This window comes from Streptomyces sp. NBC_01275 (assembly GCF_026340655.1).
In the GTDB taxonomy this organism is placed as follows: Bacteria; Actinomycetota; Actinomycetes; order Streptomycetales; family Streptomycetaceae; genus Streptomyces.
The window spans coordinates 3799222-3817586 of record NZ_JAPEOZ010000001.1 but is presented as its reverse complement, the minus strand read 5'-3'; the positions used below and the strand labels follow the sequence as shown (position 1 = coordinate 3817586).

Below are 18365 nucleotides of genomic sequence, written 5' to 3'. Positions count from 1 at the left end.
GCTTATTCCGCCTGACCGTTCCGCTCTCGTGTGTGTAGTCCCGATTACGGGAAAACATTCACGGAGAGTTTGATCCTGGCTCAGGACGAACGCTGGCGGCGTGCTTAACACATGCAAGTCGAACGATGAAGCCCTTCGGGGTGGATTAGTGGCGAACGGGTGAGTAACACGTGGGCAATCTGCCCTTCACTCTGGGACAAGCCCTGGAAACGGGGTCTAATACCGGATAACACTTCCATTCTCATGGGTGGGGGTTAAAAGCTCCGGCGGTGAAGGATGAGCCCGCGGCCTATCAGCTTGTTGGTGAGGTAACGGCTCACCAAGGCGACGACGGGTAGCCGGCCTGAGAGGGCGACCGGCCACACTGGGACTGAGACACGGCCCAGACTCCTACGGGAGGCAGCAGTGGGGAATATTGCACAATGGGCGAAAGCCTGATGCAGCGACGCCGCGTGAGGGATGACGGCCTTCGGGTTGTAAACCTCTTTCAGCAGGGAAGAAGCGAGAGTGACGGTACCTGCAGAAGAAGCGCCGGCTAACTACGTGCCAGCAGCCGCGGTAATACGTAGGGCGCAAGCGTTGTCCGGAATTATTGGGCGTAAAGAGCTCGTAGGCGGTCTGTCACGTCGGATGTGAAAGCCCGGGGCTTAACCCCGGGTCTGCATTCGATACGGGCAGACTAGAGTGTGGTAGGGGAGATCGGAATTCCTGGTGTAGCGGTGAAATGCGCAGATATCAGGAGGAACACCGGTGGCGAAGGCGGATCTCTGGGCCATTACTGACGCTGAGGAGCGAAAGCGTGGGGAGCGAACAGGATTAGATACCCTGGTAGTCCACGCCGTAAACGGTGGGAACTAGGTGTTGGCGACATTCCACGTCGTCGGTGCCGCAGCTAACGCATTAAGTTCCCCGCCTGGGGAGTACGGCCGCAAGGCTAAAACTCAAAGGAATTGACGGGGGCCCGCACAAGCAGCGGAGCATGTGGCTTAATTCGACGCAACGCGAAGAACCTTACCAAGGCTTGACATACACCGGAAACGTCTGGAGACAGGCGCCCCCTTGTGGTCGGTGTACAGGTGGTGCATGGCTGTCGTCAGCTCGTGTCGTGAGATGTTGGGTTAAGTCCCGCAACGAGCGCAACCCTTGTTCTGTGTTGCCAGCATGCCCTTCGGGGTGATGGGGACTCACAGGAGACTGCCGGGGTCAACTCGGAGGAAGGTGGGGACGACGTCAAGTCATCATGCCCCTTATGTCTTGGGCTGCACACGTGCTACAATGGCCGGTACAAAGAGCTGCGAAACCGTGAGGTGGAGCGAATCTCAAAAAGCCGGTCTCAGTTCGGATTGGGGTCTGCAACTCGACCCCATGAAGTCGGAGTTGCTAGTAATCGCAGATCAGCATTGCTGCGGTGAATACGTTCCCGGGCCTTGTACACACCGCCCGTCACGTCACGAAAGTCGGTAACACCCGAAGCCGGTGGCCCAACCCCTTGTGGGAGGGAGCTGTCGAAGGTGGGACTGGCGATTGGGACGAAGTCGTAACAAGGTAGCCGTACCGGAAGGTGCGGCTGGATCACCTCCTTTCTAAGGAGCATCTAGGCCGCCGGGCTTGCCCGGTGGTCCAGGGCCATTACGTCGGCGAATGTTCGACGATGGTTGCTCAAGGGTGGAACGTTGATTATTCGGTGCACTCGGTCGTCTTGTCCTTCCTAGTACTGCTCTTCGGAGCGTGGAACGGATGAGGGAAGCGGCGGGGAGCGTCGGGCACGCTGTTGGGTGTCTGAGGGCACGGCCGTGAGGTCGGGAAGCCTTCTGATGCCGGCCCCAGTGAACTCGAACCGGTTGGTTCGGGGTGATGGGTGGCTGGTCGTTGTTTGAGAACTGCACAGTGGACGCGAGCATCTGTGGCCAAGTTTTTAAGGGCGCACGGTGGATGCCTTGGCACCAGGAACCGATGAAGGACGTGGGAGGCCACGATAGTCCCCGGGGAGTCGTCAACCAGGCTTTGATCCGGGGGTTTCCGAATGGGGAAACCCGGCAGTCGTCATGGGCTGTCACCCATACCTGAACACATAGGGTATGTGGAGGGAACGCGGGGAAGTGAAACATCTCAGTACCCGCAGGAAGAGAAAACAACCGTGATTCCGGGAGTAGTGGCGAGCGAAACCGGATGAGGCCAAACCGTATGCGTGTGAGACCCGGCAGGGGTTGCGCATACGGGGTTGTGGGATCTCTCTTTTACGGTCTGCCGGCCGTGAGACGAGTCAGAAACCGTTGATGTAGGCGAAGGACATGCGAAAGGTCCGGCGTAGAGGGTAAGACCCCCGTAGCCGAAACATCAGCGGCTCGTTTGAGAGACACCCAAGTAGCACGGGGCCCGAGAAATCCCGTGTGAATCTGGCGGGACCACCCGCTAAGCCTAAATATTCCCTGGTGACCGATAGCGGATAGTACCGTGAGGGAATGGTGAAAAGTACCGCGGGAGCGGAGTGAAATAGTACCTGAAACCGTGTGCCTACAAGCCGTGGGAGCGTCGGAGTGCATGCTTGCATGCACTCTCGTGACTGCGTGCCTTTTGAAGAATGAGCCTGCGAGTTTGCGGTGTGTTGCGAGGTTAACCCGGGTGGGGTAGCCGTAGCGAAAGCGAGTCCGAATAGGGCGTTTCAGTAGCACGCTCAAGACCCGAAGCGGAGTGATCTAGCCATGGGCAGGTTGAAGCGGAGGTAAGACTTCGTGGAGGACCGAACCCACCAGGGTTGAAAACCTGGGGGATGACCTGTGGTTAGGGGTGAAAGGCCAATCAAACTCCGTGATAGCTGGTTCTCCCCGAAATGCATTTAGGTGCAGCGTCGTGTGTTTCTTGCCGGAGGTAGAGCACTGGATAGGCGATGGGCCCTACCGGGTTACTGACCTTAGCCAAACTCCGAATGCCGGTAAGTGAGAGCGCGGCAGTGAGACTGTGGGGGATAAGCTCCATGGTCGAGAGGGAAACAGCCCAGAGCATCGACTAAGGCCCCTAAGCGTACGCTAAGTGGGAAAGGATGTGGAGTCGCACAGACAACCAGGAGGTTGGCTTAGAAGCAGCCACCCTTGAAAGAGTGCGTAATAGCTCACTGGTCTAGTGATTCCGCGCCGACAATGTAGCGGGGCTCAAGCGTACCGCCGAAGTCGTGTCATTCCAGCATATAGCCCCAACGGGTGCTGGGATGGGTAGGGGAGCGTCGTGTGCCGGGTGAAGCCGCGCCGGAAGGCAGTGGTGGACGGTTCACGAGTGAGAATGCAGGCATGAGTAGCGATACAAACGTGAGAAACGTTTGCGCCGATTGACTAAGGGTTCCTGGGTCAAGCTGATCTGCCCAGGGTAAGTCGGGACCTAAGGCGAGGCCGACAGGCGTAGTCGATGGATAACCGGTTGATATTCCGGTACCCGCTGTGAAGCGTCAAACATCGAACCAGGCGATGCTAAGTCCGTGAAGCCGTTCCGGACCCTTCGGGGAATGGAAAGTGGTGGAGCCGACGGACCAGACTTGTAGTAGGTGAGTGATGGGGTGACGCAGGAAGGTAGTCCATCCCGGGCGGTGGTTGTCCCGGGGTAAGGGTGTAGGCCGTGCGATAGGCAAATCCGTCGCACATGTAGGCTGAGACCTGATGCCGAGCCGATTGTGGTGAAGTGGATGATCCTATGCTGTCGAGAAAAGCCTCTAGCGAGTTTCATGGCGGCCCGTACCCTAAACCGACTCAGGTGGTCAGGTAGAGAATACCGAGGCGTTCGGGTGAACTATGGTTAAGGAACTCGGCAAAATGCCCCCGTAACTTCGGGAGAAGGGGGGCCACGTCTGGTGAGGGGACTTGCTTCCCGAGCTGGGTGTGGCCGCAGAGACCAGCGAGAAGCGACTGTTTACTAAAAACACAGGTCCGTGCGAAGCCGTAAGGCGATGTATACGGACTGACGCCTGCCCGGTGCTGGAACGTTAAGGGGACCGGTTAGTCACTCTTCGGGGTGGCGAAGCTGAGAACTTAAGCGCCAGTAAACGGCGGTGGTAACTATAACCATCCTAAGGTAGCGAAATTCCTTGTCGGGTAAGTTCCGACCTGCACGAATGGCGTAACGACTTCTCGACTGTCTCAACCATAGGCCCGGTGAAATTGCACTACGAGTAAAGATGCTCGTTTCGCGCAGCAGGACGGAAAGACCCCGGGACCTTTACTACAGTTTGATATTGGTGTTCGGTTCGGCTTGTGTAGGATAGGTGGGAGACTTTGAAACGTGGACGCCAGTTCACGGTGAGTCGTCGTTGAAATACCACTCTGGTCGTGCTGGATGTCTAACCTGGGTCCGTGATCCGGATCAGGGACAGTGTCTGATGGGTAGTTTAACTGGGGCGGTTGCCTCCTAAAGAGTAACGGAGGCGCCCAAAGGTTCCCTCAGCCTGGTTGGCAATCAGGTGTTGAGTGTAAGTGCACAAGGGAGCTTGACTGTGAGACCGACGGGTCGAGCAGGGACGAAAGTCGGGACTAGTGATCCGGCGGTGGCTTGTGGAAGCGCCGTCGCTCAACGGATAAAAGGTACCCCGGGGATAACAGGCTGATCTTCCCCAAGAGTCCATATCGACGGGATGGTTTGGCACCTCGATGTCGGCTCGTCGCATCCTGGGGCTGGAGTCGGTCCCAAGGGTTGGGCTGTTCGCCCATTAAAGCGGTACGCGAGCTGGGTTTAGAACGTCGTGAGACAGTTCGGTCCCTATCCGCTGCGCGCGCAGGAACATTGAGAAGGGCTGTCCCTAGTACGAGAGGACCGGGACGGACGAACCTCTGGTGTGCCAGTTGTTCTGCCAAGGGCATGGCTGGTTGGCTACGTTCGGGAGGGATAACCGCTGAAAGCATCTAAGCGGGAAGCCTGCTTCGAGATGAGTGTTCCCACCCACTAGATGGGGTAAGGCTCCCAGTAGACGACTGGGTTGATAGGCCGGATGTGGAAGCCCAGTAATGGGTGGAGCTGACCGGTACTAATAGGCCGAGGGCTTGTCCTCAGTTGCTCGCGTCCACTGTGTTGGTTCTGAAACCACGAACAGCCCCACGTCCGGTCACGGCGTGGTGCGGCTGAAACAGTTTCATAGTGTTTCGGTGGTCATAGCGTGAGGGAAACGCCCGGTTACATTCCGAACCCGGAAGCTAAGCCTCACAGCGCCGATGGTACTGCAGGGGGGACCCTGTGGGAGAGTAGGACACCGCCGAACAAATTTTGAGATAACCCCCGTACCGTTTATTCGGTACGGGGGTTATCTGCGTTCACGAGTTCTTGTGTCGCCTTGAATGGGCTCTCTTCGGAGAGCCCATTTTGCGTTACAGGCGTCCTGCTGCTTTCAGTGCCAGATACGAGTCCGCCAGTGCGGGAGCGAGTTCGTCGGGTGTTGCGTCGACGACTGTGACGCCATGCCGGCGGAGTTGCTCGGCGGTGCGATGGCGTTCGGTCTGGGCTTGGGCGGCGGCGGCTGCCGCGTAGACCGCGTCGATGTTGCCGCGGGACCCTGCCATGCGGGCGATGTGCGGGTCGGCGACCGATGCCACCAGGATCGTATGGCGTTGGGTGAGCTGGGGGAGGACGGGGAGGAGGCCCTCTTCGACCGGGGCTGCGTCGAGCGTGGTCAGCAGGACGATCAGGGAGCGGCGGGGCGCCGTACGGAGGGCTGTGGCGGTGAGGCCGCGGGCGTCTGTTTCGACCAGTTCGGGTTCGAGGGCGGCCATCGCGTTGACGAGGGAGGGAAGGACGTCGCGGGCCGTTCGGCCTTGGACGAGGGCGCGTGGGCGGCGGTCGTAGGCGAGCAGGTCCACTCGGTCGCCGGCGCGGGATGCCAGTGCGGCGAGGAGAAGGGCCGCGTCCATGGAGGCGTCGAGGCGGGGGGCGTCCCCGACGCGGCCAGCAGAGGTGCGGCCGGTGTCGAGGACCAGGAGGATGTGGCGGTCGCGTTCCGGGCGCCAGGTGCGGACCGCGACCGTGGCGTGGCGGGCGGTGGCACGCCAGTCGATGGAGCGGGTGTCGTCGCCGGGGACGTATTCGCGCAGGCTGTCGAATTCTGTGCCTTCGCCGCGGGTGAGGACGCTGGTGCGGCCGTCGAGTTCGCGGAGGCGGGCGAGTTTCGAGGGGAGGTGCTTGCGGCTGGTGAACGGGGGCAGGACGCGTACCGTCCAGGGGACTCTGTGGGCGCCTTGGCGGGAGAGGAGGCCGAGAGGGCCGTAGGAGCGGATGGTGACGCGGTCGGCCTGGCGGTCGCCGCGGCGGGTGGGGCGTAGGCGGGTGGTGACGCGGCGGCGTTCGCCGGCGGGGACCGTGAGGTGGTGGCGGGATGCGTCGGTCTCGGTGCCGGGCAGCCAGCTGCTGGGGGGCCAGGCGTCCCGCAGGCGTGCCCGTAGGAGGCGGCGGGACGGGTTGGTGACCGTGAGGGTGACGTCGGCCGTGTCGCCCAGGCGGACGGAGGTGTCTCCGGAGCGGGTCAGGAGCAGGCGTCGTACCGGGGCCGCGAGGGCGTAGTCGCAGGCGCAGGCCGCGGCCAGGGGGGCGTTGACGGCCAGGATGCCCGCCCAGCCGGGGTCCCAGATGCCGACGGGGAGGGAGCCGAGGGCCGCGAGGAGTGCGGCGCGTCCGGTGAGGGCCATCAGCGGGGAACGGGGACGTGGGCGAGGATCGCGTTGATGACGGAGTCGGCCGTCACGCCTTCCATCTCGGCCTCCGGGCGCAGTTGGACGCGGTGGCGGAGGGTGGGGAGGGCGAGGGCTTTGACGTCGTCGGGGATGACGTAGTCGCGGCCGGTCAGCCAGGCCCATGCGCGTGCCGTGGCCAGGAGGGCGGTCGCGCCTCGGGGGGAGACGCCCAGGGTGAGGGACGGGGATTCGCGGGTGGCGCGGCAGATGTCGACGACGTAGGCCGTGATCTCGGGGGAGATGGTTGTTTTGGCCACTGCTGCGCGGGCGGCTTCCAGGTCGGCCGGGCCTGCGACGGGGCGTACGCCGGCGGCATGCAGGTCGCGGGGGTTGAAGCCCTCGGCGTGGCGGGTGAGGACGTCGATCTCCTCCTGGCGGGAGGGGAGCGGGATCGTCAGCTTGAGGAGGAAACGGTCCAGCTGGGCTTCGGGGAGCGGGTACGTGCCCTCGTACTCGACGGGGTTCTGGGTCGCCGCGACCAGGAAGGGGTCGGGGAGGGGGCGTGCGGTGCCGTCGACCGTGACCTGGCGTTCCTCCATGGCTTCGAGGAGGGACGACTGGGTCTTCGGCGGGGTGCGGTTGATCTCGTCGGCGAGGAGGAGGTTGGTGAAGACGGGGCCGGGCTGGAAGGAGAACTCGGCGGTGCGGGTGTCGTAGACGAGGGAGCCGGTGATGTCGCTCGGCATGAGGTCGGGGGTGAACTGGACGCGCTTGGTGTCGAGTTCGAGTGCGGAGGCGAGGGCGCGGACGAGCAACGTTTTGGCCACTCCGGGGACTCCTTCTAGGAGAACGTGTCCGCGGCAGAGGAGGGCGACGACGAGACCGGTCACGGCGGGGTCCTGGCCGACCACGGCCTTGGCGATCTCGGCGCGCAGCGCCTCCAGGGAAGCGCGGGCACGGCCCGGGTCCCCGGTGTGCCCGGCGTTGTCAGTGGTCGGGTCCATCATGGACGGCGTACCTCTCTTTCGAGGGCGTCGAGTTGGTCGGCGAGTGCGATGAGGGCCGCGTCGTCGCCGGGTGGTGGGCCGAAGAGGAGGGAGTGCAGGGACTGTCCGTCGCCGTGGAGGTGGGCGGACAGGGCGGGGAGCAGGGCTTCGGGCGCGTGCGCCTGGGCGACGGGGACGCCTACGAGAGGGGCGAGGCGGGTGCGGGTGGTGGAGCGAAGAGCGGCGGCCGCGCGGTCGCGGGCGGTTGCTTTGCGGTAGAGGCGGGCGCGGCCTTCGACGGTTTCGGAGGCGCGGATCGCGACGGGGAGTTTTTCGGGCACCAGGGGGCCGAGTCGGCGTGCCCGCCAGAGGGCGGCGAGGGCTGCCGCGACGAAGAGCTGCAGTGTGCCCCAGAGCCAGCCGGAGGGGAGCAGGTCGAGGAAGCCCTGTTCGTCGTCGGGGTCGGTGGCGGAGGCGTCGGAGAGCGAGGGGAGGTACCAGACCAGATGGGGCCGGGAGCCGAGGAGTTGAAGGGCGAGCGAGGCGTTGCCCTGCTTGTCGAGGCGGGTGTTGTAGAGGATGTCGGGCGAGCCGAGGACGACGGTGTCGCCGTCTCCGGAGGAGTCTGGGATGCGCAGCACGGTGGCCAGGCGTCGGCTGGGGTAGCACTCGTCCGCGTCGAGATGGGTGGTGCTGTAGCGGATGCCCCCGGTTTCGGCGGTGCCGGCGCGTCGGGCGTCGGGCAGTGCGCAGTCGGGGGAGAGCGCGGAGCCGTAGCTGGTGGCGGGGTCGGCGGTGACGCCGGGGGCGAGCGTCTTCACGGACGGGGTGCCGGGGGCGACGAGGACGGTGCGGCCGCCGGAAGCGGCGGTCGTCGAGTGCAGGGCCGTTTGCTGGCGTTCCGTCAGGAGGTCGGGGGCGGCGACCAGGAGGGTGGTGGCGGAGTCGGCGGCGGCGCGGGCGTCGGCCAGGGTGGTGACCACGCGGGTGGACACGCCTCGGTCGGCGAGGAGTTCGGCCAGGGCGCGGCTGCCGTAGGGGTCGGCGGAGCGTGGGTCGAGGGCTCCGCGCTGGGTGTCGGAGTGGAGGGCGGCCAGCGCGACGGCCCCCGCGAGGAGGAGGACGAGGGCGAGAGCGAGTCCTCGCGCGCGGGTCCATACCTGGCGGGCGGTGGGCGAGGCCGGGGTGGAGGGGAGCGTGGCCCCGGTGGTCATTCGGCGGCTCCCTGGCGGGCGGTGGGGGCCGCGGTGAGGGTGCTGCTCGCCGGGAGCTGGGGCTTGGTGCGTTCCAGGTCGCGGTCGAGTTCCGCGATGCGGTGGTACGACTGCTCGCTCGCCCTGCGGCCGCCGTATGTCACGTCGTCGAAGTCGCGGGCGGCGGTGCGCAGTCGGTCGAGGTGGGCGGGCAGGGTGCGGCCGGCTTCGGCGGCTGCCTCGTCGGCCGTGCGGCCGGGGCGGGCGTCGAGGAGGGCGCGTTCCTCCAGGGAACGGACGATGGCGCGCATGCGTTCCTGGACGGCCTGGTTCCAGTGGCCTTGGGCGGCGTGCGCCTCGGCGGCCGCGCGGTGCTCGGCGGCGCTGCGGGGGCGGTCGTCGAACAGGGCGGCGGCGGAGGCGGGTTGGCGGCGCGGGGTGCCCAGGCGCCACCACAGGGCGCCCACGACGGCAACGACGGCCAGGATGACGACGAACAGGCCCAGCGTGCCGCCGGGGGTGGCGGTGGACGCGGAGCCGAGCAGGTCGCCGATCCACTCCCAGAAGCGGTTCAGGGCGCGTTCGAACAGGCCGGGGTCGTTCTCGTGGTACAGGCGTTTGGACAGCTCGCGGCGGGCCGCCTCCCGGGCGGGATCCCGGGGGATCGTCACGGGCGGTTCGTCGCTCGAGCGGGCCAGCGCCGGCATCGGGCCGTCGGCCGCCCGCAGCAGGGCACGTACGGCTCTGTCGGCGGCCCGCGACAGGGCCGCGGGAGCCGTGTCGGTGACGCCGTGCAGTACGCGCGCGGGTGTGCCGCCCGGGTGCGGTACCGCTGTGAGAACTCCCCCCGTCGGACGCACCGCATCAGCTCCCGGGGGTCGTGCCGGGGGCGGAGGAGCCGTAGTCCTGGATGCCTGCGGCGCGGGCCAGGTCGAGGTCGAGGGCCTCGCGGCGGATGCGCCGGTCGATGTAGAGGAGCACGAAGACGCCTGCCGTGATGGGGTACGTGATCATGGAGCCGATCACCGAGCCGACCCCGCTGACGATCAGGTAGGTCCAGCCGTAGGCGCCGCCGGCGTCGATGAGGCCGCCGATGCCTTCGTCGCTCAGGCCGGCGCCGAGGAGGGCGAAGGGGACGACGACGAGCGTCGCGACGATGTTCGCGATGACCAGGGCGAGCAGCTGGATGCCGAAGACCCGCCACCAGGAGCCGCGCACGAGCTTCGCGGAGCGGCCCAGGGACTTCCTGATGCCTTGCTTCTCGAGCATCAGGGCGGGCGAGGCGAGGGAGAAGCGGACCAGCAGCCACAGCGCGACGACGACCGACGCGAGGCTGCCCAGGCCGGTGAGCGCGGCGCCCGCTTCGCTGCTGCCCGCGGCGGCGACGAGGATGCCCGGCAGCACGCCCGCGAGGCCGACGCCGGCCGCGATGAGCAGAAGCAGGAAGATCAGGCCGAAGAGCCTGGGCACCTGGGGGCGGGCGTCGCGCCAGGCCTCCTTGAGGGTGACCGACTTGCCGAGCACCGCGCGGCTGGTGACGGCGGTGAGCAGGGCGGTCGCGACGATGGTGCCGATCAGCGTGACGAGGAGGATGACGCCGGAGTTGAGCATGACGTCGCGCATGGCGTCGGTCTGCTCTTCGAAGGTGGCACTGGGGTCGCTGAGGGCGGATGTGTCCGTGGTGCCGTTCAGGACCAGGCCCTGCAGCAGGACGACGATGATCTCGGTGACGATCGCGACGGTCAGGGAGATGCCGAGGACCGTGCGCCAGTAGGTGCGCATGGTGGAGACGGCGCCGTCGAGGATCTCGCCCACGCCGAGCGGGCGCAGCGGGATCACGCCGGGCTTGGCCGCGGGGGGCGGGCCGCCCCAGCCGGCGCCCCAGCCGCTGGGAGCGCCGTAACCGCCGGGGCCGCTGTAGCCTGCGGGGCCGCCGCCGTAGCCGCTGGGGCCGGCGGGCGGTCGGTTGCCCCAGCCGGGGCCGGGCGGTGGGGGCGGCGGGGCCTGGCCCGGGTTCTGCGGGCCTGTGGGCGCGGACCACTGGGCGGGTGGCGGCTGTTCCTCGGACCACTTCGGGCCGGGGCTCTGCGGGTTCACGCCCGGCTGGTCCGTGGGCTGCGCGCCGGTCGGCCGGTCGTGGGGAGCGGACGCGCCGGGCTCCTGTCCGTCGGACGGGGCGGATCCGGGCGAGGCCCAGCCCGGAGTGTCTTTCATCGTCGCTCCTTCACGGTGCCCGTCCGCGGTCGCGGCGGCCGGTTGGGAGCCATCGTGCCATGGGGCGGTCACCGGGTGACCGGCCGCGGTAGGGGCTGCACACCTTCAATTGTCCGCCGGATACGGGGCAGACTGACCGCATGGCTGATCAGTACGCGCGATCCGGCGAGGACAAGCGGCCGGCCGGGATACCGGCGATCCGATGGCAGGAGCCTCCTGAAGGTCCCGTCCTGGTGCTTCTCGACCAGACGAGACTGCCGGCCGAGGAGGTCGAACTGGTTTGTACGGACGCGTCCGCGCTGGTGGAGGCGATCCGCTCGCTCGCAGTGCGCGGGGCGCCGCTGCTCGGGATCGCCGGGGCGTACGGCGTCGCGCTCGCCGCCGCGCGCGGCTTCGACGTGGACGAGGCCGCGACGGCGCTGGCGGGCGCCCGGCCCACCGCGGTGAACCTGTCCGTCGGCGTGCGCCGGGCCCGGTCCGCGTACCTGGCGGAGCTCGCCGGGGGCGGGGATCCGGGGCAGGGCGCTCGGGCTGCGCTGGCAGCCGCGCGGCAGCTGCACCGGGAGGACGCCGAGGCGAGCACCCGGATGGCCCGGCACGGGCTGGCGCTCCTCGACGAACTGCTGCCCGGCGGCGGGCACCGCATCCTCACGCACTGCAACACCGGCTCGCTGGTGTCGGGCGGGGAGGGGACGGCGTTCGCGGTGGCGCTCGCGGCGCACCGGGCGGGGCGGCTTCGCCGGCTGTGGGTGGACGAGACGCGTCCGCTGCTGCAGGGCGCGCGCCTGACGGCGTACGAGGCGGCCCGCAACGGCATGGCGTACACCCTGCTCACCGACAACGCGGCGGGCTCGCTGTTCGCGGCGGGCGAGGTCGACGCGGTGCTGATCGGGGCGGACCGCATCGCGGCCGACGGAGCAGTGGCGAACAAGGTGGGGAGCTATCCGCTGGCGGTGCTCGCGCGCTACCACCATGTGCCGTTCATCGTGGTCGCGCCGTTGACGACGGTGGATCCGGACACGGCGGACGGGGCGTCGATCGAGGTCGAGCAGCGCGCCGGGTCCGAAGTGACGGAGTTCGCGGTGCCGCAGGCGCCGGCGACGGGAGCGGGAGGAGGGATCGCGGTGGCCCCGCTGGGGACGCAGGCGTACAACCCGGCGTTCGATGTGACGCCGCCCGAGCTGGTGACGGCGATCGTCACGGAGGAGGGCGCGGTGTCGCCGGTGACCGGCGGGGCGCTCGCCGAGCTGTGTGCCAGGTCGGGCCAGGACCAGGGGCGGTCCCGACCGTGACCGGCAGGCGAGAGCGGCGGGAGAGCGGCTGACGGTCGCATCGGGTGGTGGACGGGGTCTCGGTTCTACGACCGTGCGGGCTGGTTGGCGATCAGAAGGGTGGTGGAGGTGGGGCGGAAGCCCAGGCGGGCGTAGAGGCGGGCGACGCCGGCATCGGCGTAGGCGAGGAAGATCGTGCCGACGCCGTGGTCGCGGGCGTGGGCGACCAGGGCCGCGGTGACGGCGGCGGCCAGTCCCTGACGGCGGGCGGTGGGAAGGGTGCCGATGCCGCCGATCTCGGTGGCGCCGTTCGCCGGGTGGTAGTGGCCGGTGGCGAGCGGGGCGCCGTCCGGGGCCAGGGCGGCGACGAGCGTCTTGTGCCCGGCGCTGAGGGTGGGGCGGACCGTGGCCACGGTGCCGTCGGCGGTCAGCTCCTGGGCCAGCGCCGTCAGCTCCGTACGGACCGCCGACGCCACCGTGGGGGCCTCCTTGGCGAAGGCCAGGCGGGGCAGGGCGAGCGCTGCGGGCAGGACCGGGTCGTCCGCCGTCAGCACCCGAAGCGTCACACCGTCCGGCAGGGGCTGCGGGGCCAGCGGGAGGTGCGGATCGAGCACCATCAGCGGGCGTTCCAGCACCGGCAGTCCGGCCGCCTCGACAAGGGCACGCAGTGCCGGAGCGGACTCGGCCAGCCACTCGAACGCCTCCGGCACGCCCAGCTCGCGCTGGCGGGCACGCACCCGGGCGATGTCGGCGGTGCGGACCGACGGCGCGCCCTCGGCAGTGGGCTGAGCGTGACTCGGGCCGCCGTAGTACGGGGCGCCCGGGTCCTTCCGTACGAACAGGCGCAGTGGGCCGAAGTCCTCGGCGGCGGCGAAGAGCAGGGGGACGGTGGCGTAGTACTGCTCGATACGGTCGTGCAAGGAGTCGGTCATGCGGCGCATCCCACCACCGGTGGGCGCCGTACCGCACCGAGATTTTCCGGTCGGGGGAGTGCCGTCGGGCCGGTGGCGCACGGGATTCTCCTGGTGCTGACATCAGCGCTGACGGCTGCGACGACGGTCGGGGCAGACAGTGACCGCCGCGTACGACTATCGTCACGGGCCAGTGACCCTGCTCACCAGCGCCGCTGTCACTGTTACGAGAATGGGATGATGTCGTTTATGAAGGGACGAGTCCTTGTCGTCGACGACGACACCGCACTGGCCGAGATGCTCGGCATTGTGTTGCGTGGTGAAGGTTTTGAGCCGTCTTTCGTAGCCGACGGCGACAAGGCGCTGGCTGCTTTCCGTGAGGCGAAACCCGACCTGGTGCTGCTGGACCTGATGCTGCCCGGCCGGGACGGCATCGAGGTGTGCCGCCTGATCAGGGCGGAGTCCGGGGTGCCGATCGTGATGCTCACGGCCAAGAGCGACACCGTCGACGTGGTCGTCGGGCTGGAGTCCGGCGCCGACGACTACATCGTGAAGCCGTTCAAGCCGAAGGAGCTCGTCGCCCGTATCCGGGCGCGGCTGCGGAGGTCGGAGGAGCCCGCGCCCGAGCAGCTCACCATCGGCGACCTCGTCATCGACGTGGCCGGTCACTCCGTGAAGCGGGAAGGGCAGTCGATCGCGCTGACCCCGCTGGAGTTCGACCTGCTGGTCGCCCTGGCGCGCAAGCCGTGGCAGGTGTTCACCCGCGAGGTGCTCCTGGAGCAGGTGTGGGGCTACCGGCACGCCGCGGACACCCGCCTGGTGAACGTGCACGTACAGCGGCTGCGCTCCAAGGTCGAGAAGGACCCGGAGCGGCCGGAGATCGTGGTGACCGTCCGAGGCGTCGGTTACAAGGCAGGACCGAGCTGACATGTCCGGGGACAGTGCCGCTTCGGCCCCCGGCCGGTCCGGGGCCCGTCCGGAGCGGCCTGTCGGCCGGAAGACCGCGGGATCGCGCTTGGGACGCCTCCTCGAAGGCGGACTGCTGCAGGGCGGGGTGCAGGGCAGCCCCGTCCTGAGGCTGCTGCTGCGCTGGGTGCGCCGGCCGCTGCTGCCGGTCATGCGGTTGTGGCGGCGCAACATCCAGCTCAAGGTCGTCGTCACGACCCTGCTGATGTCGCTGGGCGTCGTCCTGCTGCTCGGGTTCGTCGTCATTGGGCAGGTGCGCAACGGGCTGCTGGACGCCAAGGTCAAGGCGTCCCAGAGCCAGGCCACCGGCGGGTTCGCCGTGGCCAAGGCGAAGGCCGACGAAGCGGCCAGCGCGGCCTCCGCCGACGGCACCCCGGCGGACGGCGCCGCCTCGCAGAACGCCATCGAATGGATGAGCGAGCTCGTGCAGTCGCTGTCCAGCGGCGGCCAGGGCGCGTTCGACGTGGTCACCCTGCCCCCGGGCGACGACAGCGGCGGCGTCCGCGGGCCGCGTGCCTCCGGCTCCGTGGACTACAACAAGAGCGTTCCGGACGACCTGCGCGCCAAGGTCAACAGCAGCACGGGAGCGGCCCAGATCTACTCCCGCGTCATCTACCTCGACGACAAGGACTCCCAGCCTGCGCTGGTCATCGGCAAACGGGTCAACGACCCCAACGGCGACCCCTACGAGCTGTACTACCTCTTCCCGCTCACCCAGGAGGAGAAGTCGCTGAGCCTGGTCAAGGGCACGCTCGCGACCGCCGGACTCTTCGTCGTCGTACTCCTGGGCGCGATCGCCTGGCTCGTGGTGCGGCAGGTCGTCACGCCCGTGCGGATGGCCGCAGGAATCGCCGAGCGGCTGTCCGCGGGACGGCTCCAGGAGCGGATGAAGGTCACCGGCGAGGACGACATCGCGCGCCTCGGCGAGGCCTTCAACAAGATGGCGCAGAACCTTCAGCTCAAGATCCAGCAGCTGGAGGACCTGTCGCGGATGCAGCGCCGGTTCGTGTCCGACGTGTCGCACGAACTGCGCACCCCGCTCACGACCGTGCGGATGGCCGCCGACGTCATCCATGACGCGCGCGTCGACTTCGACCCGGTGACCGCGCGGTCGGCGGAACTGCTCGCCGACCAGCTCGACCGGTTCGAGACGCTGCTCGCGGACCTGCTGGAGATCAGCCGCTTCGACGCCGGGGCCGCCGCCCTGGAAGCCGAGCCGATCGACCTCAGGGAAGTCGTGCGCAGGGTCGTCAGCGGGGCCGCGCCGCTCGCCGAACGCAAGGGCACCACCGTCCGGGTCATCGGCGACCAGCAGCCCGTGGTCGCCGAGGCCGACGCCCGGCGCGTGGAGCGGGTGCTGCGGAACCTGGTGGTCAACGCCGTCGAGCACGGCGAGGGCAAGGACGTCGTCGTCAAGCTCGCCGCGGCCGGCGGCGCCGTCGCGATCGCCGTGCGCGACTACGGCGTCGGCCTCAAGCCCGGAGAGGCCACCCGCGTCTTCAGCCGCTTCTGGCGGGCCGACCCGGCACGCGCGCGTACCACCGGCGGTACCGGTCTGGGGCTGTCCATCGCCCTGGAGGACGCGCGGCTGCACGGCGGCTGGCTCCAGGCCTGGGGCGAGCCGGGCGGCGGCTCACAGTTCCGGCTGACCCTGCCCAGGACCGCGGACGAGCCGCTGCGAGGCTCGCCGATACCGCTGGAACCCAAGGACTCCCGCCGTAATCGCGGACTCAACGACGCCGGCCTCCCGCGCGCGGGAGGCGAGAAGAGCGCCACGGTGCCGGTGCAGACCGCCGGTGAGCAGTTGTCGCCCGCCCGGGCGCCGCTCACGCCCCGGATGGCCGCCGCGGCCCCCACGGCCGACCCGACGGCGCTGCCGGGCAACGGCGCGCGCGTGGTCCCCCGGCCCTCCTCGGCGACGCCCACGCGACGCCAGGACGACCCGCCCGCCGCCGACACGGGGCGCGATGAGAACCCGCGCGACACGGCGGACGCGGATGTGAATCCGGGTGCGGTGGAGGGCGGGACGCCGGAGCGGACGGATGTGGTGGGGAGCGGGGCTTCCAGCCGGGCGGACGCGGCACGGAGTGCGGCTTCGGGTCGGACGGACGCGGCCAGGAGTGGGGTTTCGGGTCGGCGGAACGCCGGGTCGGAGGGCTCGGACGAGCAAGGGGAGGCATTTCGTGGGCGCTGACCGCAAGGGGGGCGACCGGCGCACGCCGGCGCGCGCGATGGCGTACGCCGCCTGCGGTGTCGTACTGCTGGCGGGGTGCGCCTCGATGCCCGACAACGGGGATCTGCGCGGCGTCGAGTCCACGCCGCGTCAGGACACGCAGGTGCGGGTGTTCGCGATGCCGCCCCGGGACGACGCCCCGCCCTCGGAAATCGTCCAAGGCTTCCTCGAAGCGCTGACCAGCGACGACCCGCGCTACTCGACCGCACGGCAGTACCTCACCCCCAGAGCTGCCCAGAAATGGGAGCCGGAGCGCTCCACGACGGTGCTGGCGGACGGCCCCGGGACCGAAGCGGGCCGGTCGGGCGGCCGGGAGGAGGGCGACGACTTCTCGTTCACCCTGACCGGCGCCAAGGTCGCCACCGTGGACGCGCAACAGTCGTACACGCCGGCCGCCGGCGGCTACAGCCAGACCGTGCACCTCACGCGCGACAAGAAGAGCAGCCAATGGCGCATCGACGCGCTCCCCCAGGGCGTCGTCATGGGCAAGTCCGACTTCCAGCGCAACTACATGTCCGTCAACAAGTACTACTTCGCCTCGAACACCACGGCCGCCGGCTCCGGACAGCCGATGGCCGTCGCCGACCCCGTCTACGTGCGCGAACGCGTCGACCCCACGACCCAGATGGTGCGCTCCCTGCTCAGCGGACCCACCAGCTGGCTCCGCCCCGTCGTCAGATCGAGCTTCCCCACGGGCACGACGCTCCGGAAGGACGTCACCGCGCTCACGCCCGACGACCAGAACAAGCTCACCGTGCCGCTGAACGACAAGGCGGCCCGCATCGGGCGCGGCAAGTGCGACGAGATGGCCGCCCAACTGCTCTACACCCTCCAGAGCCTCACCCCCACCGTGGACGAGATCGCACTGCGGGCCGACGGCAGGCAACTCTGCTCGCTCACCGAGGAGGAGGCCGTCGGCGTCGCCTCCCGCGGCTCCGTCACCCGCCCCGCCTACCTGTACTTCATCGACGGCCGCCACCGGCTCGTCAGGATGGCCAGCAGCGCCGGCGGCACCGCCAAGGCCGACGCCGTGCCCGGGGCCCTCGGCGACGGCGCCAAGGCGCTGCGCTCGGTCGCCGTGGCCCGCGACGAACACAGCGCCGCCGGAGTCTCCCTCGACGGCAAGACGCTCTACGTCACCTCCACCGTGACCAGCAGCTCCCTCGGCGAGCCCGTCCTGCAGAGCAGCGGCAAGACCGAGACCGACCGCCTCACCACCCCCAGCTGGGACGCCCAGGGCGACCTGTGGGTGGCCGACCGCAACCCCGCCGCCCCCCGGCTGCTTCTGCTGGAGAAGGGCGGAGGGCAGCCGCTGGAGGTGCTCACGCCCAGGCTGGACGGTCGGATCAACGCCGTACGGGTCGCCGCGGACGGGGCGCGCATCGCGCTCGTCGTGGACAAGGACGGCAAGCAGTCCCTGCTCATCGGGCGGATCGAGCGGACCGCCGGCAGCGGGGACCAGCAGTCCGTCTCCGTCCAGGAACTGCGCTCCGCGACACCCGAACTGGAGCAGGTCTCGGCCGTGTCATGGGCCGGAGACAGCCGGCTCGTCGTCGTCGGGCGCGAGTCCGGCGGAGTGGAGCAGGTGCAGTACGTGCAGTGCGACGGCTCGATCCCCGAGGCGGGCACCCTGCCGGGCCTCACGGAGGTCAAGAGCATCGCCGCCTCCGAGGACAGCGACGCCCCCCTCTTCGCCACCTCCAAGGACGGACTGTTGTGGCTGCCCGGCGGGAGCGGCTGGCGAACCCTGAAGGAGACGGCTTCGGCCGCGTTTTATCCCGGGTGATCTGATCTTTTCCTTTGTCGGGGAGAGATGAGGAGAGGGAGAGAGCCTTCCGAGTGCCTGCCCGCCCTATGGCGGTGCGATCTTGCGATTTTCCGGGCTGAGCTGCTTCTTTACTTTGGCCTGACGGCTTCCAGGGCGTCTTTTCGACGGTTGTCCACAGGGTGGGC

At 68.4% G+C, this 18365-nt stretch carries 10 protein-coding genes and 3 rRNA genes; 7 read left to right on the top strand and 6 right to left on the bottom strand.

Annotated elements, in window-relative coordinates; genetic code table 11:
• Positions 1 to 57 precede the first annotated feature (57 nt).
• The 3 genes from OG562_RS16675 to rrf all read left to right on the top strand — a co-directional run bounded on the left by OG562_RS16675 (position 58) and on the right by rrf (position 5236).
• Positions 58 to 1583, top strand: a 16S ribosomal RNA gene (locus tag OG562_RS16675).
• A 322-nt stretch (positions 1584 to 1905) separates the two neighbouring features.
• Positions 1906 to 5029 (top strand): 23S ribosomal RNA (locus OG562_RS16670).
• A gap of 90 nt (positions 5030 to 5119) precedes the next feature.
• Positions 5120 to 5236, top strand: a 5S ribosomal RNA gene (gene rrf, locus OG562_RS16665).
• Together the 16S, 23S and 5S rRNA genes form the textbook arrangement of a ribosomal RNA operon.
• 106 nt (positions 5237 to 5342) lie before the next feature.
• Here rrf and OG562_RS16660 read toward each other — a convergent pair.
• From OG562_RS16660 to OG562_RS16640, 5 genes are all read right to left on the bottom strand, one after another.
• Entirely contained in the window at positions 5343 to 6653 is a 1311-nt protein-coding gene (locus OG562_RS16660) for a DUF58 domain-containing protein (protein WP_266398209.1), read from the bottom strand.
• Complete coding sequence (locus OG562_RS16655) at positions 6653 to 7642, bottom strand: MoxR family ATPase (protein WP_266398207.1); 990 nt, start codon at positions 7640 to 7642, stop codon at positions 6653 to 6655. Before OG562_RS16655 ends, OG562_RS16660 begins: the two co-directional genes overlap by 1 nt.
• Positions 7642 to 8838 (bottom strand): DUF4350 domain-containing protein, encoded by a 1197-nt coding sequence (locus tag OG562_RS16650; RefSeq protein WP_266398205.1) that lies wholly within the window; start codon positions 8836 to 8838, stop codon positions 7642 to 7644. Before OG562_RS16650 ends, OG562_RS16655 begins: the two co-directional genes overlap by 1 nt.
• A complete protein-coding gene (locus OG562_RS16645) occupies positions 8835 to 9524 on the bottom strand; it encodes a DUF4129 domain-containing protein (RefSeq protein ID WP_266409302.1) in 690 nt (229 codons plus the stop codon). Before OG562_RS16645 ends, OG562_RS16650 begins: the two co-directional genes overlap by 4 nt.
• A gap of 157 nt (positions 9525 to 9681) precedes the next feature.
• Positions 9682 to 11031: a hypothetical protein gene (locus OG562_RS16640; RefSeq protein WP_266398203.1), complete on the bottom strand. Its 1350-nt coding sequence runs from the start codon at positions 11029 to 11031 to the stop codon at positions 9682 to 9684.
• Positions 11032 to 11171: 140 nt separating this feature from the next.
• Here OG562_RS16640 and mtnA point away from each other — a divergent pair, with 140 nt between their 5' ends.
• Entirely contained in the window at positions 11172 to 12323 is a 1152-nt protein-coding gene (mtnA, locus tag OG562_RS16635) for an S-methyl-5-thioribose-1-phosphate isomerase (protein WP_266398200.1), read from the top strand.
• A gap of 65 nt (positions 12324 to 12388) precedes the next feature.
• Here the strand turns inward: mtnA and OG562_RS16630 are convergent, their stop codons facing one another.
• The gene (locus tag OG562_RS16630) at positions 12389 to 13243 is read right to left on the bottom strand and encodes a GNAT family N-acetyltransferase (protein WP_266409300.1); all 855 of its coding nucleotides are present in this window, start codon (positions 13241 to 13243) and stop codon (positions 12389 to 12391) included.
• Between the two features lie 207 nt (positions 13244 to 13450).
• On the opposite strand from OG562_RS16630, the gene mtrA reads away from it, so the two are divergent.
• From mtrA to OG562_RS16615, 3 genes are read left to right on the top strand one after another with little or no spacing between them, the layout of a single operon-like run.
• Complete coding sequence (gene mtrA / locus OG562_RS16625) at positions 13451 to 14140, top strand: two-component system response regulator MtrA (protein WP_187282414.1); 690 nt, start codon at positions 13451 to 13453, stop codon at positions 14138 to 14140.
• Position 14141: 1 nt separating this feature from the next.
• On the top strand, positions 14142 to 16373 hold the full coding sequence (gene mtrB, locus OG562_RS16620; RefSeq protein ID WP_266398198.1) for an MtrAB system histidine kinase MtrB: 2232 nt from the start codon (positions 14142 to 14144) through the stop codon (positions 16371 to 16373).
• Positions 16363 to 18198 (top strand): LpqB family beta-propeller domain-containing protein, encoded by a 1836-nt coding sequence (locus OG562_RS16615; RefSeq protein ID WP_266398196.1) that lies wholly within the window; start codon positions 16363 to 16365, stop codon positions 18196 to 18198. Before mtrB ends, OG562_RS16615 begins: the two co-directional genes overlap by 11 nt.
• Positions 18199 to 18365 lie beyond the last annotated feature (167 nt).

Coding starts and splice junctions, on each gene's coding strand:
- mtrA (WP_187282414.1), top strand. CDS start 13,451: ATGATGTCGTTTATGAAGGGACGAGTCCTTGTCGTCGACGACGACACC.
- mtrB (WP_266398198.1), top strand. CDS start 14,142: ATGTCCGGGGACAGTGCCGCTTCGGCCCCCGGCCGGTCCGGGGCCCGT.
- OG562_RS16645 (WP_266409302.1), bottom strand. CDS start 9,524: ATGCCGGCGCTGGCCCGCTCGAGCGACGAACCGCCCGTGACGATCCCC.
- OG562_RS16655 (WP_266398207.1), bottom strand. CDS start 7,642: ATGGACCCGACCACTGACAACGCCGGGCACACCGGGGACCCGGGCCGT.
- OG562_RS16650 (WP_266398205.1), bottom strand. CDS start 8,838: ATGACCACCGGGGCCACGCTCCCCTCCACCCCGGCCTCGCCCACCGCC.
- OG562_RS16630 (WP_266409300.1), bottom strand. CDS start 13,243: ATGCGCCGCATGACCGACTCCTTGCACGACCGTATCGAGCAGTACTAC.
- OG562_RS16640 (WP_266398203.1), bottom strand. CDS start 11,031: ATGAAAGACACTCCGGGCTGGGCCTCGCCCGGATCCGCCCCGTCCGAC.
- mtnA (WP_266398200.1), top strand. CDS start 11,172: ATGGCTGATCAGTACGCGCGATCCGGCGAGGACAAGCGGCCGGCCGGG.
- OG562_RS16660 (WP_266398209.1), bottom strand. CDS start 6,653: ATGGCCCTCACCGGACGCGCCGCACTCCTCGCGGCCCTCGGCTCCCTC.